The 14,635-nt window shown below is 36.8% G+C and carries 15 protein-coding genes and 1 pseudogene; 3 read left to right on the top strand and 13 right to left on the bottom strand.

What is annotated here, in order from left to right:
- Nucleotides 1-2 precede the first annotated feature (2 nt).
- Nucleotides 3-221 (top strand): hypothetical protein, encoded by a 219-nt coding sequence (locus ACFX5U_RS04900; RefSeq protein ID WP_144243266.1) that lies wholly within the window; start codon nt 3-5, stop codon nt 219-221.
- A gap of 167 nt (nt 222-388) precedes the next feature.
- Complete coding sequence (locus ACFX5U_RS04895; RefSeq protein ID WP_400262654.1) at nt 389-1,438, top strand: endonuclease/exonuclease/phosphatase family protein; 1,050 nt, start codon at nt 389-391, stop codon at nt 1,436-1,438.
- A 38-nt stretch (nt 1,439-1,476) separates the two neighbouring features.
- Here the strand turns inward: ACFX5U_RS04895 and ACFX5U_RS04890 are convergent, their stop codons facing one another.
- The gene (locus ACFX5U_RS04890; protein WP_038696732.1) at nt 1,477-1,743 is read right to left on the bottom strand and encodes a hypothetical protein; all 267 of its coding nucleotides are present in this window, start codon (nt 1,741-1,743) and stop codon (nt 1,477-1,479) included.
- A 206-nt stretch (nt 1,744-1,949) separates the two neighbouring features.
- Between ACFX5U_RS04890 and ACFX5U_RS04885 the strand changes: the two genes are divergently transcribed.
- The gene (locus tag ACFX5U_RS04885) at nt 1,950-2,675 is read left to right on the top strand and encodes an acyl-[acyl-carrier-protein] thioesterase (RefSeq protein ID WP_400262653.1); all 726 of its coding nucleotides are present in this window, start codon (nt 1,950-1,952) and stop codon (nt 2,673-2,675) included.
- Between the two features lie 134 nt (nt 2,676-2,809).
- Here the strand turns inward: ACFX5U_RS04885 and ACFX5U_RS04880 are convergent, their stop codons facing one another.
- The 12 genes and pseudogenes from ACFX5U_RS04880 to rplU form a co-directional block, all read right to left on the bottom strand.
- Entirely contained in the window at nt 2,810-3,442 is a 633-nt protein-coding gene (locus ACFX5U_RS04880) for a gluconate 2-dehydrogenase subunit 3 family protein (protein WP_038696728.1), read from the bottom strand.
- A 19-nt stretch (nt 3,443-3,461) separates the two neighbouring features.
- Complete coding sequence (locus ACFX5U_RS04875; RefSeq protein ID WP_038696725.1) at nt 3,462-4,892, bottom strand: Gfo/Idh/MocA family protein; 1,431 nt, start codon at nt 4,890-4,892, stop codon at nt 3,462-3,464.
- Between the two features lie 19 nt (nt 4,893-4,911).
- Entirely contained in the window at nt 4,912-6,600 is a 1,689-nt protein-coding gene (locus ACFX5U_RS04870; RefSeq protein ID WP_038696724.1) for a GMC oxidoreductase, read from the bottom strand.
- A 35-nt stretch (nt 6,601-6,635) separates the two neighbouring features.
- Nucleotides 6,636-7,887: pseudogene (locus tag ACFX5U_RS04865) on the bottom strand (nucleoside permease).
- A gap of 95 nt (nt 7,888-7,982) precedes the next feature.
- Nucleotides 7,983-8,762: a hydroxypyruvate isomerase family protein gene (locus tag ACFX5U_RS04860; RefSeq protein WP_400262652.1), complete on the bottom strand. Its 780-nt coding sequence runs from the start codon at nt 8,760-8,762 to the stop codon at nt 7,983-7,985.
- 153 nt (nt 8,763-8,915) lie between these two features.
- Nucleotides 8,916-9,962: an FAD:protein FMN transferase gene (locus ACFX5U_RS04855; RefSeq protein WP_400262651.1), complete on the bottom strand. Its 1,047-nt coding sequence runs from the start codon at nt 9,960-9,962 to the stop codon at nt 8,916-8,918.
- Between the two features lie 15 nt (nt 9,963-9,977).
- Nucleotides 9,978-11,291, bottom strand: coding sequence for a Gfo/Idh/MocA family oxidoreductase (locus tag ACFX5U_RS04850; protein ID WP_038696716.1), 1,314 nt, complete (start codon nt 11,289-11,291; stop codon nt 9,978-9,980).
- Between the two features lie 22 nt (nt 11,292-11,313).
- Nucleotides 11,314-12,276 (bottom strand): SUMF1/EgtB/PvdO family nonheme iron enzyme, encoded by a 963-nt coding sequence (locus ACFX5U_RS04845; RefSeq protein WP_280569822.1) that lies wholly within the window; start codon nt 12,274-12,276, stop codon nt 11,314-11,316.
- A 205-nt stretch (nt 12,277-12,481) separates the two neighbouring features.
- Entirely contained in the window at nt 12,482-13,078 is a 597-nt protein-coding gene (locus ACFX5U_RS04840; protein ID WP_280569825.1) for a hypothetical protein, read from the bottom strand.
- Between the two features lie 3 nt (nt 13,079-13,081).
- Nucleotides 13,082-13,825, bottom strand: coding sequence for a hypothetical protein (locus ACFX5U_RS04835; RefSeq protein WP_400262650.1), 744 nt, complete (start codon nt 13,823-13,825; stop codon nt 13,082-13,084).
- Between the two features lie 170 nt (nt 13,826-13,995).
- Nucleotides 13,996-14,259 carry a 50S ribosomal protein L27 gene (gene rpmA / locus ACFX5U_RS04830; RefSeq protein WP_038696711.1) on the bottom strand — a complete coding sequence of 88 codons (264 nt, stop codon included), beginning with the start codon at nt 14,257-14,259 and terminating at the stop codon, nt 13,996-13,998.
- Nucleotides 14,260-14,302: 43 nt separating this feature from the next.
- Complete coding sequence (rplU, locus tag ACFX5U_RS04825; RefSeq protein ID WP_021189835.1) at nt 14,303-14,614, bottom strand: 50S ribosomal protein L21; 312 nt, start codon at nt 14,612-14,614, stop codon at nt 14,303-14,305.
- Nucleotides 14,615-14,635 lie beyond the last annotated feature (21 nt).

Here is a 14,635-nt window from a genome sequence, read left to right as displayed (position 1 = left end):
TTATGGAAAAATACATTTTTGAAACTATGCTAATTAATGATGACAAAATCATTCAATTAGAGGAGACTTTAAAGAAAATCCCCAATATCGTTACTATTAAAATTAACCGTTTAAGTAACGGACTGATTCTAAAACTAGAAGCGCTAAATATCCAAGCTTTTGAAATAGCGTTAAACCTAAAGCAAAACGGTTTTTCGGTGGAACGTTTATACGAAGAGTAACTATAGTTATTTAAATCATTTAGGAGTCTTCATCACATCGTTCTCCTAAATGATTTATTACTTCTTATTACCAACATACTTAAGAAATAAAATCAATTTTTGTTTTAGCAATTTTTCCATCTATTTTCAATTATTTTTCTATTTTTAACGGAATAAAAAAATAGAATATGGATACAGCTATTTACATTTTCTCCTCCTTACTTATTGTTATAAGCTTTATTCCTTTGATTAGGAATGATTATTGGACCTTCCGTGTCTTTGAATACCCCAGATTACAAAAGCTCGTATTAACCTCATTGGCACTTTTTTTACTGGTGGTTTATTGCTCCAGAACAACGGCATTCTATATCTACATCAGTCTACTATCTGGGACAATCGTGTATCTCCTGAGACAGATTCTGCCATTTACAGCACTTGGGAAAAAACAGGTTCTACGAACTAAAAAAGATATACCTGATCAAAAAATAAGTATCATGATATCGAATGTATTTGAAGATAACGACAACTATTCAGGATGTATTGAGGAAATAAAGAAAGCCAACCCAGATCTCCTCCTGTTATTGGAAACTAGTCATGAGTGGATGCATAAAATAAAAGAGGCTACGAATGCTTTTCCTTATCGCGTAGAGCAACCAATTGACAATACTTACGGTATGCTGCTTTATTCTAAATATGAGTTAAAAGATAGTGAAATCAAGTTTTTAGTAGAGCATGATATCCCTTCAATCCATACAAAAGTTATATTACCCAGTGGTCAGGTCATTCAAGTATACGCCGTTCACCCTACTCCCCCTGTACCTGGAGAAAATCCAAGGTCTACGGAACGTGATAAAGAACTATTAATAATCGCTGATAAAGCAAGTAAGTCAAAAATTCCTGTAATCGTATGTGGCGATTTAAATGATGTGGCTTGGAGTTACACTACCGATTTATTTTTAAAAACAAGCCAATTGCTGGACCCTAGAAGAGGACGCTTTTTTCTAAACACTTTCCATGCCCATCATTTTTTTATGCGATTTCCGTTAGATCATATTTTTTGTAGTACTGACTTCAAATTGAAAAAAATGAAAAGATTGCATCATTACAATTCCGATCATTTTCCAATCCTCATTCAACTTCAATACGAAAAATCCGCAAATTTAGAGCAAATAGATCATACTCTTGAACTAAATCAAGAAGATATAGATCTTGCCAAAGAGAAAAAAGAAAGGTGCTGAAAATTCAGCACCTTTCTTTTTTAAGTAATTATTTGCATTTAATATTCTATTGCCAATATGGACCTCAGAGGAATCAATACCCCGCTTTTAATCTGAAGATACTTATCTGTTAACGACCAAACCGTTGTTTCAACTTTTTTTGGACCAGCCTCTGTCTGAAAGGCTATCGTCGTCTTGGATTTAAATTCATTACCTAATCTTAAAGCTCCTTTTAATGTTTCTAAAAACGTTAGACTTCTATCTTCATTCGCCGCGACAATTTTGAATGAAGAGATTTGCTCTTTTTCTATCAATTCTCCGATCATACTACTAATAATTTATAATTGACAATTCTGATTAAATAAGACATTTTATTTATAACGTTTCTACCTGCTATAACGTATGCTTAACCTTATTTAAATATAGGCATTACTCGATATAATAGCAATACTATTTAGATTTTAACATATATTTTACAAATCAGAACAGGCGACTTCATAATATTAAGTATTTTTGTTAAAACTTATCAAAAATGGACATTTCAACATTTGAAAAAAACTGGGAAATCAATTTTACGCAATGCTATTCAAATGCCAGAATCCGCTATTCTGATCTTTCTAATTTACTACAGCTCACTGCTGGGGAACATGCGACTATTGCTGGTTTTGGTTTTAAGGAAATGGCTAAAAACAACCAATCTTGGGTTTTAAGTCGTATCCGATTCGAGATTAATCGTTTGCCCAAATGGATGGATGTTGTCAGGATCAAAACATGGATACAAAACTTGGAGGGTTCTAAATCGACTCGTAATTTTGAAATCTATGTCAATGATCAATTGTATGTAACAGCGACAAGCTATTGGGCAGTAATCAACACTGTCAAGAGGGCTCCTGGAGAATTGGCCGTTCCAATTGGTGATTTTAAAACATTTTCAGACCGCTCCAGTACGCAAAAACCTTTTTCAAGATTAAACCTAACACAGGTTGTTAAACCAATAGGGAATTATACTGTTAAAATATCTGATTTAGATATTGTCAACCATGCCAATAATGTCAAATATCTCGACTGGTGCATGGATCTATTGCCGATGGAACTGGTATTAACCAACCAAATCGTGTCAATAGAAATGAATTATTTGAAAGAACTACGTTACAATGATACCGTCGAAATCAGCGGAAACTCAACAGAAAAAGGTTATTTTATGACAGTCACTAAACAAGAACGAATTTCATTCGCTTTAGAAATAGAAACAAGGTAAAGCCAGCTTAGAACGGTTTTTTATTTTCTATATAGTGTTCACTATTGGAGTAATATTGTTAATAATACCTAACAAAAAAAAGGAGTATTTCAGCTGAAATACTCCTTTTTTTATCGTTAACCAACAAGGTTTTATTAACCAGCAAAAGCTTTATCCCCTTTTTTATAAGGATAATTACCGTCAAACTTTCCAGGAATCTTCACGTAACGTAATGCTTTTGTCAAGCCCAGTTCTGAGTTGAAATATCCTGTTAAAGTCAATTGCTTAAACATCGTGAACCAATGAGGTGGTTTGCTTTCAACTTCCCTATATAATTCATTTTGTTTAACAGCATTCTTTTCACGTTCCTCTTTCGTTTCCTCATTTTGCTTGTTATTAAACTCATTAGCTTCTTTGTCTAATAGATTCACAAAATTTGTACGTTCTTCAGCAGATAGATCCAAGAAATTTTTCTTCGTTAACTCTTGTGCTTTTTTATCTAAATTATTGATACCATCCATGAACACTTTTTGTTGTTCATTGGTATAACAATCTCTTACCATTACTGGGATAAAGCTTCCTACACCTGCTTCCTTAGCTCCTGGCGTAGAAGTTTGAGGTAAAATAGCCTCTGCTAAATCACCTAATAAATCTGTTGTCTTAGGCTCAAATAAGGATTCAATCTGTTTAGTAGCAGAACGTGAACACCCTTCAAGAAAAAGGCTTGAACCAATGACCACCCCTCCCATCAACATGGCAGCACGTCGAATTGCTTCTCTTCTATTCATAATCAATCTCTTTTAATACTTAAAATGTATAATTTACTTCCCAGCCTGGACGATAATTTCGTTTTACGAACTGGTTTACTTCATCAAAATTAGTGACACGCATATTATCATTATCCCATAATAGACGTAAATTTCTTCCAGGATAATCATTATTCACTTTTAAATCCGATCCACGGATTGCCAAGTTAGCCATCAATAAAGCCTCAGTTAAAGGTCCTGCAATTTCAAATGGAGAAGACATTTCCATCTTACCGTATCCGGCAATACAGCCCTCTACCCATTGTGCCCAGTGACCATCTGCACCACCTTTAACGCGGGCATAGGTTTGTTTTGGTGTTGGATAGTTAGTGGAAGTAGGTAATAATCTAGGATTAGCTGCATAAGTATCTGCTAATATTTTACCTTTGGTTCCAATAAATAAAATACCGTTACCACCGTCGCCAAACGCTTCATTTGCGCCTAATTCCTCTGGTCTCGGCGGTTGGATTCCACCATCCATCCAGTGCAATTTAACATCTCCGGTCGTCTTATCTGTTTTCGGAAATGTCATCACCGCATAACTTGACGGTGGGCAACTTTCTGGGAAGTATCCTCTTTTAAATTCATCTACATATACCGAACCTACAGTAGCTTGTACGTCTTTCACATATTGAAGTCCGTAGATACTGAACGGAGCTTCCATATTATGGCAACCCATATCACCTAGTGCTCCCGTTCCATAATCCCACCAACCTCTCCAGTTGAAGGGAATCAATTTTTCAACATAATCCTTTTTCGGAGCAGTACCCAACCAAAGATCCCAGTCCAACTCTTTTGGCACTTCTGCTTTTTGAGTAGGCCATTGGATGCCTTGAGGCCATACTGGACGATCCGTCCAACAGTAGATTTCTTTAAGGTCACCTATCATGCCGGCATCAACCCATTCTCTCATCTGTCTTACACCATCACCTGATGAGCCTTGGTTCCCCATTTGCGTAACAACTTTGTATTTCTTAGCCGCATGTGTCAAAGCACGAGCTTCCCAAACATCATGAGCCAATGGTTTTTGTACGTAAACATGTTTCCCCAATTGCATGGCTGCTAACGCAACAATGGCATGTTGGTGATCTGGTGTTGATACGGAAACAGCATCAATATGTTTATGCTCTTTATCGAGCATTTCACGGTAGTCTTTATAAAATTTTGCTTTAGGGAACTTCTTCACTGTATCCGCTGCACGACGGGTATCCACATCACATAGAAAAGCAATATTTGCTTTTCCACTCGATGCAAATCTCGATATATCTCCTGCTCCCATACCACCGACTCCTACCGATGCTACGTTCAGCATATCACTAGGTGCGGTAAACCCAGCACCACCTAAAACATGGCGAGGTAAAATGGTTACTCCAGCACCAAATAAGGCTGCTTTTTTTAGAAAGTCTCTTCTTGACGAATTGTTCTTTTCCATAATTTAGATTTATTGATGATTATAGGTTACCTTTTTTCAGTTCGCTTACTGCAAAATCAACCGCCCTAGCAGTTAATGCCATGTAGGTCAATGAAGGGTTTACGCAACCTCCAGAAGCCATCGCTGCTCCATCCGTTACAAAAACATTGAGTGCATCCCATACTTGGTTATTACCATTTAATACAGATGATTTTGGATCTCTACCCATACGAGCAGTTCCCATCTCATGAATACCTTGGCCAAAACCATATACATTATCATAAGTATACGCGTCTTTAACACCAATTTTCTCCAACATTTCCTTCATCTCGTTCTGCATGTCGCCACGCATCTTCAATTCATTGTCTTTGATTTCAACGTCCATGGCTAAAACAGGAAGGCCCCATTTATCCTTTTTCGTTTTATCTAAGCTAATTTTATTTTCATGATATGGTAGAATCTCCCCGAAGGCTGTAAAACCTACTCCCCAATCACCTGCCTCAGTAATCGCATCTTTCCATGCGCCACCTACGCTCATTTCTGCTACTTCACCTGACCAACGTCCACGACTTGCGGCACCTTGATAACCAAAACCACGTACGTAATCACGTTTTTTATCATCACCAGCAACGTTAACAAAGCGAGGTACATATAATCCTGTTGGTCTACGACCAAATACATAGCTGTCTAGGTAACCTTCAACTCGTCCACCTGCACCACAACGGAAGTGATGGTCCATTGCATTATGACCTAATTCGCCGCTGCTACTTCCAAGTCCACCTTCCCATACATCAGTAGCTGAATTCATCAATACCCAAGTAGAGTTAAATGCCGAAGCATTCACAAAGATAACTTTAGCATAAAACTCATATGTTTGATTCGTTTCAGCATCGATAATCTCAACCCCTGTAGCTTTCTTTGTATTCTTATCATAGATGATCTTCGTTACGATTGAGAAAGGACGTAATGTCAAATTACCTGTTGCTACTGCTGCTGGCAACGTTGCCGATTGTGTGCTGAAATAAGCACCAAAATTACAACCTAACCAACATTGATTTTGATATTGACAGTTAACACGATTGTGATGAGGAACAGTGATATTAGCTGTTCTTCCCATAATAAAATGGCGATTCCCGCTATATTCTTTCTTCAAACGAGCTGCTAAATCTTTCTCTACGATATTCATCGCCATAGCCGGCATAAAATCACCATCTGGCAATACATCTAAACCATCACGATTACCACTGATACCTGCAAATTTCTCTGCATAACTATACCAAGGAGCGATATCTTTATAACGAATCGGCCAATCTGCGCCGTGTCCATCTTTTAAATTTGCTTCAAAGTCTAAATCGCCAAGACGATAAGACTGTCTGCCCCACATCAATGAACGACCACCTACGTGGTAACCTCTATACCAATCAAAACGTTTTGTTTCGGTATAAGGACTCTCTTCTTCGTTAACCCAAAAGTCCAAGTTTTTTTCATTGAGTGGATAATCTCTACTTAAAACTGGACGTTCTTTAATCATCTCTTGCGTTCGGCCCCCAGCATGTGGAAAATCCCAAGGATTTTTATTTGCTGCAGGATAATCTTTCACGTGTTCAATATTACGACCACGTTCTAACATAAGGGTTTTTAAACCCTTTTCTGTTAATTCCTTTGCTGCCCATCCACCACTGATTCCTGAACCAATGACAATAGCATCATAAGTGTTATTTTCAGCCATTTTAAATTTATGTTTAGTTTTAGTTTTTTTAATTATTACTCGGAAACAACTTTATTTTCTACTTTCTCATCTTTAAAAGCAACTAAGAAAATAACAAATACTACGCATGCAATTCCTGCTGGAATAATCCATGTTTGTTTCCAGAAATCTGCCACATTAGATTCTTGTAAATAGGCATATTTCTCTCCGATAAAACCTGCAACCCAGAATCCAATTAACTGACCAACTCCATATGTCGCCAATGTAATCAAACCTTGTGCAGCACTTTTATATTTAATTCCAGCTTTACTGTCTGTATAAATCTGTCCCGAAACGAAAAAGAAATCATAACAGATACCGTGTAATGCAATACCTAGAATCAACATGAATGAAAGATCTCCAGCGTTACCATATGCGAATAAGACATATCTCAACGCCCAAGCAAGCATACCCACCAATATCGTTTTCTTGAAACCAAATTTGCTAAAGAAAACTGGCAATGCTAATAAAAATAACACTTCTGAAATCTGACCAATAGTCATTTTACCGGTTGGGTTTCTCCATCCCTATTTGATCTAAAAACGGATTCGCATTTTGATAATAAAATGCCAAAGGAATACAGATTAAAATAGAAGAAATAAAGAAAATCAAGAAGTTGCGATCTTTCAGCAATTTGATGGCATCCAAACCGATAATGGATGCAAAAGAAGGCTTCTGATCAGATTCGATTTTAATTGGAGGAGTTTTAGGTAAAGTAAATGAGAATAGACCCAAAACTAATGAAGCTACAGCTCCCATTAAAAACGTGTTTTTCAAGGCTCCTGCAGAAGATGCTTCCGCAGCGTCCCATTTGAATAGGTAACTGATCGAAAGACCTGCTATAATCCAACCAATAGTTCCCCAGATACGGATATTTGAGAATTGCTTTTCTGGATTGCTTAATTGTCTAAAAGAAACTGAATTCACTAAAGATAACGTCGGCATGTAAAGTACCATGTAAGCCAATACATATGGATAAAATGTAGATATCTCTGTCGCGGTATACATTTGATACATCAAAACAGCACCAATAATATGTAAGACTCCCAATATACGCTCGGCATTGAAGTAACGATCGGCAATCATACCAATGATAAAAGGTGCGATAATCGCTCCTAAAGATTGTGTAGAAAAGACATTCGCGATTTCGAGCGGTTGTGCTTGTAAATTTTTACTTAGGTATGTACCTAATGTAACGAACCATGCGCCCCAGATAAAAAACTCTAGGAACATCATGAACGACAATTTAAATCTAATAGATGTAGACATTATAAGTTTGGATTATTTTAATTTTTTTTAAGAGAATTCTATCAATAATTGGATTATATAATGACAATTTAGGATAAAAAAAACAAATGTACAAGTTACACTAAGAAATTATCTACTTCTCGGTATGCATTCACTAACGCTTCTTCACCTACCTTGCCGCCTTTGGACATACCATGCTCCATACCTACTACGCCTTTAAATCCCTTCTCATGAAGCCATTTAAAAACATTTTTGTAATTTATTTCACCAGTTGTGGGTTCTCTTCTACCGGGATTATCTCCAACTTGGACATAGGCAATTTCATTCCAACATTCATTCATTTTATGAATCAGATTACCTTCGTTCTTTTGCATATGATAAGCATCATACAATAATTTACAAGAAGGACTCCCCACTCCTTTACAGATTTCATACGTCTGGTCGGAATATCTCAAAAACAGGTCAGGGCTATCACTTAAGGGTTCCAAGACCATTGTTATACCATGTGGTTCAAATATCTCAGCGCCTCTTTTCAAGGCTTCAATTACATTCCCAGTTTGCACACCAATGGATAAATTACGTTCGTAATCACCAGGAACAACTGTTACCCATTTAGCATTTACACGTTTAGCAACTTCCACAGATTCTTTACATCCTTTTAAAAAGATATCTACAAAATCTTGCTTTCCTGCAGCTAATGTATTTGCACCATTACCACCTTTTGGTACAACAAATACTCCCATTCGCATTCCAAGAGCTGCTAACGTTTCGCCAATTTTCTTTTGTTCATCAATGCTTCGACCTGGCATTCCATTGTCCTCTATGCTTCTGAAGCCCAATTCATGCATGTATTTGATTTCATCTACGAAACTTTTGCCAGCACTAGCACTGAACATCCCTTGATGTGGGGCATAGTCTAAATTAAATAATGCACCTGCTTTATTTTTTTGAGTTTGTGAAGCTTCACCACCTAAAGCAGTTAAGCTAACGGCAGAAACCCGCTACTAATAATGTATTTTTTAAAAACTCTGACCTTTTCATAATGTCTATTATCTTGTTTTATTGAGAAAAAAAGCGGAAAATCCTTTCGAATACCTTTCTTCTATTTCTCCTTTATCATTTTTAAATATAATATAAACTTCTAAATTCTTCTTCTTTTCCACAAAATGAATAATCTCATCTGCTGTCAAAGCCATAAAATAATTATCAAGTGCATCAGCTTCCATTGCGGTTTTAGCATAAACAGTGACACTGACTATTGGGCTTGAAAACATATATCCTGTCAACGGATTAACATGGTGACTGATTTTCTGTTGTCCATTCATCATGAACTTCTCAAAATTTCCTGCTGTGGTCAATGCCCCAGATTTAATCGATACCACCTCAGTTTTCAAATGTTGATTATCATCTGAAGTCGGTCTTTCAATACCGATTTTAAAATAATCACCCTCTAAATTCTTTCCTTTTATGCGCATTTCCCCTCCCAACTCAACGATGTAATTTTTAATATCCTTACGTTCTAAAAATTCGGCTAAAACATCTACCGAATATCCTTGTGCGATGCCATTGACATCAATACTGACAGTTGAGTTATTTTTGTCTAGGTAAGGAGCCTTCCATATCAATTTATCCATCCCGACGGACAGCAAAGTCGTCGCTATTTCAGTAGAATCGGGGAACTTTTTTATTTGCTTAGGGCCAAACCCCCACAATTGAACAAGAGGAGCAACAGTAATGTCGAAAATACCATTCGTAATCCGGTTATAATAAACAGATGCCTGCATTACTTTTTGAAAATGAGGATCAAGTTTTATAGGGCCGCCATTGTGATTATTGAATTTATTGATTGTCGACTCTCTATGGTAAATCGACATCGATAAATCAATAGATTTCAAGATACTATCAATATCACTTTTCGAAACTGTTTCGCTGTATTCAAAGTAAGTAATATGATAAGATGTCCCCTGTGCAGGTCCTGATAAGATAATTTTTTGGAGAGATTTTGGAGAATAAGAAGTTTGTTCAGTTCGTGCAGCAGTTAAGCTGCACAAACCAAAAAAACTAATTGAGAGCAGTATCCATGATTTGAAATACATGAATGTATCCTCTTATTAAATGTATAAATTTGTATTCTGACCTGGTATAGCTACTGGGTAGAAACCTTCTTCATTTGGTAATATCTTCGGTAAAGCATCCCATGCATAATTTGTCGGCATCAAATCTATTTCAGATTTGATTGCAGCATCCCATTTGACAACTTTACCTGTATAACAGGCAATACGTCCTAGAATACCCGTCAAAGAACTATAAGCACCATATTCTGCATTAGCAAATTTGTATTCACCTTTTGATACTGCTTCAAATAATTCTTTATGCTCTTGTTGGTAAGGATTTGGATTTCCTTTAGGATCATGTCTATAAACTTCATTACCTTTTGCATCCCATAATACCGCTTGACCATTTGCTGAAAAATATGCTCTGCCTTTAGTTGCCTGAAACTGCTCGTCAACACGATTTGTTACTCCTTCAAAATGGGCACACTGACTATAGACCACCGAGTTGTCTGCATAAGTAAGCTCCAATGCAAAATTATCGTAGATTTCACCATATTCTTTACCTGTTCTATGCGCACGGCTTCCTGTACCTTGGATACGGATGGGATATGCACCTTTCACCCAATTGGCAATATCAATATTATGAACGTGTTGCTCTACGATATGGTCACCACATAACCAATTAAAATAATACCAGTTACGCATCTGATATTCCATTTCGGTTTGCCCTGGTTTACGTGGTCTCACCCATACGCCACCACTATTCCAGTAAACTTGTCCTGCGACTACATCACCGATAGCACCATCATGGATGCGTTGAATCCCTTCTTTATAATTGAATTGGTACCTTCTTTGAAGTCCAACGACAACATTTAACTTTTTTTGCTTTGCGATTTCTGCTGCCGCTAATATACGACGAACACCCGGTACGTCTACTGCAACTGCTTTTTCCATAAAAACATGCTTTCCTTGACGTACAGCTTCTTCAAAATGAATAGGACGGAAACCTGGAGGCGTTGTTAAAATAACGACATCGGCCAATTTAATTGCTTCTTTATAAGCATCAAATCCAACGAACTTATGTTGTTCAGGCACATCGATCTTATCCTGCCATTTATCTTTTAATGTTTTATAAGTGCTATCCAAATTATCTTTGAAAGCATCGGCTAATGCCACTACTTTAATATTGAAACCCGAATTTAAGGCATCAAATGTAGCCCCTGTACCACGACCACCACAACCGATCAATGCGACTTTGATCACATCACTTCCTGCTGCGAATGCTCCTGCTAAAGGCATTGAACTTAAAACTGTTCCGCCTGCAATAGCTGCTGTCGTTTTTAAAAAATCACGACGTTCAAATTTTTCCATATTTTAGGTATTAAGGTTATAATTAGTAATCTTTAATTGGGGCCTTATCATAATAGGCCATAATTTCCTCATGCGAAGGAGGGGTAACAGGTCTTACTAAACGCATACCCACGAATGGTGCTTCAGGAAACCACCAGTTGCTTTTAGGGATTTGCGGATCTAACTGTTTCCAATACGGATCTGAAGCCAATCGTGCAGCACTTCGTAAATCTACAGCTTCACTGTCAAAAGAACCTCCTCTTACACTGTTTGGATATAATGTCGTAGGTACTGCAACAGGATTATCCGCCACTTTGCCATCAAACTGTTTGTAATAATCTTCTATATATTGATCGAATGTCCATTCAGATACATTTCCATGCATATCAAACAATCCCCATGCATTGGGTTTCTTGGTACCAACTAAGTGTGTAGCCCCCTCACTATTTCCTTTATGCCATGCATATTGGTCCAGTTGTGCAGCATCATCTCCAAAACTATAAGCCTTATCGCTACCAGCACGACAAGCATATTCCCACTCAGCTTCTGTTGGAAGTCTATAAAACTCACCGGTACGAACGTACAACCATTTGCAAAACTGAATCGCATTATAATGTGTCATCGCCAAAGCAGGGTGCCCCTCTTTACCCATGCCAAATGTCATGTCCAAATATGGTTTTGTAGGACGCGTGACTGCATCTACTTCAGGTGTGATCTTCCCATCTAAACTTTGCGTAACCTCATAATCTTTATATAGGAATGGTTCAAACAAATTCCAGGTAACTTCATATTTACCCATCCAAAAGGGAGCTATTTTAACATCATGAATGGGTTCTTCATCCGCTTTAACAGTACCGCCTTGCTTATACACGCCTGCTGGAATTGCAATCATGTCAAATTTCAATTTTGTACCCTTTATTTCTTGTACATAGCTTTCCACTTTTTGCTGTGCAAACGACGTGCTAGAGAATCCTAACAAGATAAGAGCAAGTAAACTTTTACGCATTTCTATTTTTTCTATAAATAATTGGTCTTCCCACCATCACTAATCCAGTCATATTATTTGTCTAAGATATTAATTTGATTGTGTATTTTAAACAATAAGTATCATAACTTTTTTATTACAAAAGATGAATATTACCGTTTTACAAAAAAAATAAGGCTTGTAAAACAAAGTTTTACAAGCCTTATTTATATAATGCTTTTGTTGGTTACAGTAAAATATTGCGACTCACTTCTTTATCAATAGTAATATAACCCGGATAAAAAATCGACTTACCGGCAATATTAATAGATGGTTTTATCTTTATCGTGAATAATCCCTTTTTAGTGTTTGAACTGGAACCAATAAAACCTGCTAAATCACCATTATTGATTAATTCATATATATTGGTATTCAATCGTACCGAAGCTATTGTAGATTCTCCCGGCTCTAATGAAATCGACTGATTGACAATCCCTTCTGCCAATTGTTTTTTCTCAAAAAGGATAATATATTGAAATTGATTAATAGCAGCTTTTTTTAACGTTGGATTCTCGATTTTCAAACGAATGACCGCATCTAAAGGGATGTTTTTGCGTAACATACCTAAAGCGACACTTGGCAATGCTGACAAGTCAATACCATCGGCCTTAACTATTTTTTGAATAGAGGTACCCGCCACACGAATACTATCAACAGATTGTATATCGAATTTACATTTACCAAGATTTTCAATTTGAGCTTTTTGCCGACTAATGCCACAACTGCTCAATAATGCTATACTCATCAATGCGTATAGCCAATTCTTTTTCAATACGTTTATCATGATTTAATTTTTCCCTCCAAATTTATAAAGAATCCCCAAACTATTGATGGGATGCCCTGCCTTTAAATAATCATTACTCATCAAGCCAAAGTTCATACCTGTCATGTATTGGATCTGCCAGCCACGTCCAACTTCCATACGTGTATAAAAAACAGGCTCTATCAAGACATTACGTTCTCTATGAGCATCTAGTTGATCAATTTTAAAATCGGTCATATTTACATGCGACAATCTTAAAATAGTACCATAATTCAGCGCACGATCTCCGCCAAATAAACGAATTTTCTCTCGTTTTGTAGAAGAGTAATTGACTTGGACGAATATTTTATCAAAATCCATATCGCGCCTTTCAATTACTGTAGGCCCTGCAGTTGAGGTTCGCGTGTCCACTTCATTGGCAACACCTAAACCATAACCAGCATATACTTCAAAAACACGATTGCGGTGTTGTCCAAAACTCTTGAAATAACCAATCCCAAACTCTCCCATTTTTTGAGAAAAATCTGTTGGACTATCTTTCCTATCAATGTAAGAACCATTTGCAATAATCCCAATATGATCGGAAAGGGCCACACCTCCACTGGCCGAGACATTACCTTTCAAATTGATATTCCCAGAAACATATACTTCACCCGCATCTTTAAACATTGGCGCTGCTGGTACATTAGGCATATACATAGAACTACAAGATGATAATAGCAAGAGTACAACTGCTGGAATACTATAGGATAGACTTTTCGATATCATGAACGTTTAATATAATCTATAAACTGTTATTAGCGTATAAAATTGTACCAAACTCGTATTCTCGCACAAATAATTACGATAAAGAATAATAATGAGCTTATACTTAAGGTTTAAAACAAAAAAAGGCGTTAAGTAAACTTAACGCCTTTACAAATATTGTGTAGCAAAACTTACGCTTGCTCTGCAGGAACTACAGAAACATAAGATTTGTTGTTTGCTTTTTTACGGAAAACTACTTTACCATCAATTAAAGCGAACAACGTATGATCTTTACCAATACCAACATTTAAGTCAGGATTGTGTTTAGTACCACGCTGGCGAACAATGATGTTACCTGCGATAGCAGCTTGACCACCGAAGATTTTGATACCCAAACGTTTCGAATGTGACTCACGGCCGTTCTTGGAACTACCCGCACCTTTTTTATGTGCCATTTTTTTATCTCAATTTAAGACTAATGTCTGATTAAAAATTCAATTATAATGTAATACCAGTAATCTGGATTTTAGTGAATTGTTGACGGTGACCGTTTTTCTTTTTGTAGCCTTTACGACGTTTTTTCTTGAAAACGATAACTTTATCACCTTTTAAATGAGACAAAATTTTAGCCGAAATTTTAGCACCAGCCACGTTCGGAGTACCGATTGTGAACTTACCACCATCTTCTGCTAACAATACATTGTCAAATTCAATACTAGCGCCTTCTTCTCCTTGTAAGCGGTGCACAAAAAGAAATTGGTCTTTTGCAACCTTGAATTGCTGTCCTGCTATATTTACTATTGCGTACATTGTTAATAAATTAATTAAATG

It is taken from the genome of Sphingobacterium sp. SG20118 (genome assembly GCF_044740685.1).
GTDB lineage: Bacteria > Bacteroidota > Bacteroidia > Sphingobacteriales > Sphingobacteriaceae > Sphingobacterium.
The sequence above is the reverse complement of the archived record's forward strand: the minus strand, read 5'-3'. Positions and strand labels throughout refer to the sequence as shown.

What these genes read in the sequence shown, in the direction of transcription:
- ACFX5U_RS04855 (WP_400262651.1), bottom strand. Translation starts at nt 9,962, where the DNA reads ATGTATTTCAAATCATGGATACTGCTCTCAATTAGTTTTTTTGGTTTG.
- ACFX5U_RS04880 (WP_038696728.1), bottom strand. Translation starts at nt 3,442, where the DNA reads ATGAATAGAAGAGAAGCAATTCGACGTGCTGCCATGTTGATGGGAGGG.
- ACFX5U_RS04860 (WP_400262652.1), bottom strand. Translation starts at nt 8,762, where the DNA reads ATGTTCAGTGCTAGTGCTGGCAAAAGTTTCGTAGATGAAATCAAATAC.
- ACFX5U_RS04875 (WP_038696725.1), bottom strand. Translation starts at nt 4,892, where the DNA reads ATGGAAAAGAACAATTCGTCAAGAAGAGACTTTCTAAAAAAAGCAGCC.
- ACFX5U_RS04900 (WP_144243266.1), top strand. Translation starts at nt 3, where the DNA reads ATGGAAAAATACATTTTTGAAACTATGCTAATTAATGATGACAAAATC.
- ACFX5U_RS04870 (WP_038696724.1), bottom strand. Translation starts at nt 6,600, where the DNA reads ATGGCTGAAAATAACACTTATGATGCTATTGTCATTGGTTCAGGAATC.
- ACFX5U_RS04835 (WP_400262650.1), bottom strand. Translation starts at nt 13,825, where the DNA reads ATGATATCGAAAAGTCTATCCTATAGTATTCCAGCAGTTGTACTCTTG.
- ACFX5U_RS04890 (WP_038696732.1), bottom strand. Translation starts at nt 1,743, where the DNA reads ATGATCGGAGAATTGATAGAAAAAGAGCAAATCTCTTCATTCAAAATT.
- rpmA (WP_038696711.1), bottom strand. Translation starts at nt 14,259, where the DNA reads ATGGCACATAAAAAAGGTGCGGGTAGTTCCAAGAACGGCCGTGAGTCA.
- ACFX5U_RS04845 (WP_280569822.1), bottom strand. Translation starts at nt 12,276, where the DNA reads ATGCGTAAAAGTTTACTTGCTCTTATCTTGTTAGGATTCTCTAGCACG.
- ACFX5U_RS04840 (WP_280569825.1), bottom strand. Translation starts at nt 13,078, where the DNA reads ATGATAAACGTATTGAAAAAGAATTGGCTATACGCATTGATGAGTATA.
- ACFX5U_RS04895 (WP_400262654.1), top strand. Translation starts at nt 389, where the DNA reads ATGGATACAGCTATTTACATTTTCTCCTCCTTACTTATTGTTATAAGC.
- ACFX5U_RS04885 (WP_400262653.1), top strand. Translation starts at nt 1,950, where the DNA reads ATGGACATTTCAACATTTGAAAAAAACTGGGAAATCAATTTTACGCAA.
- rplU (WP_021189835.1), bottom strand. Translation starts at nt 14,614, where the DNA reads ATGTACGCAATAGTAAATATAGCAGGACAGCAATTCAAGGTTGCAAAA.
- ACFX5U_RS04850 (WP_038696716.1), bottom strand. Translation starts at nt 11,291, where the DNA reads ATGGAAAAATTTGAACGTCGTGATTTTTTAAAAACGACAGCAGCTATT.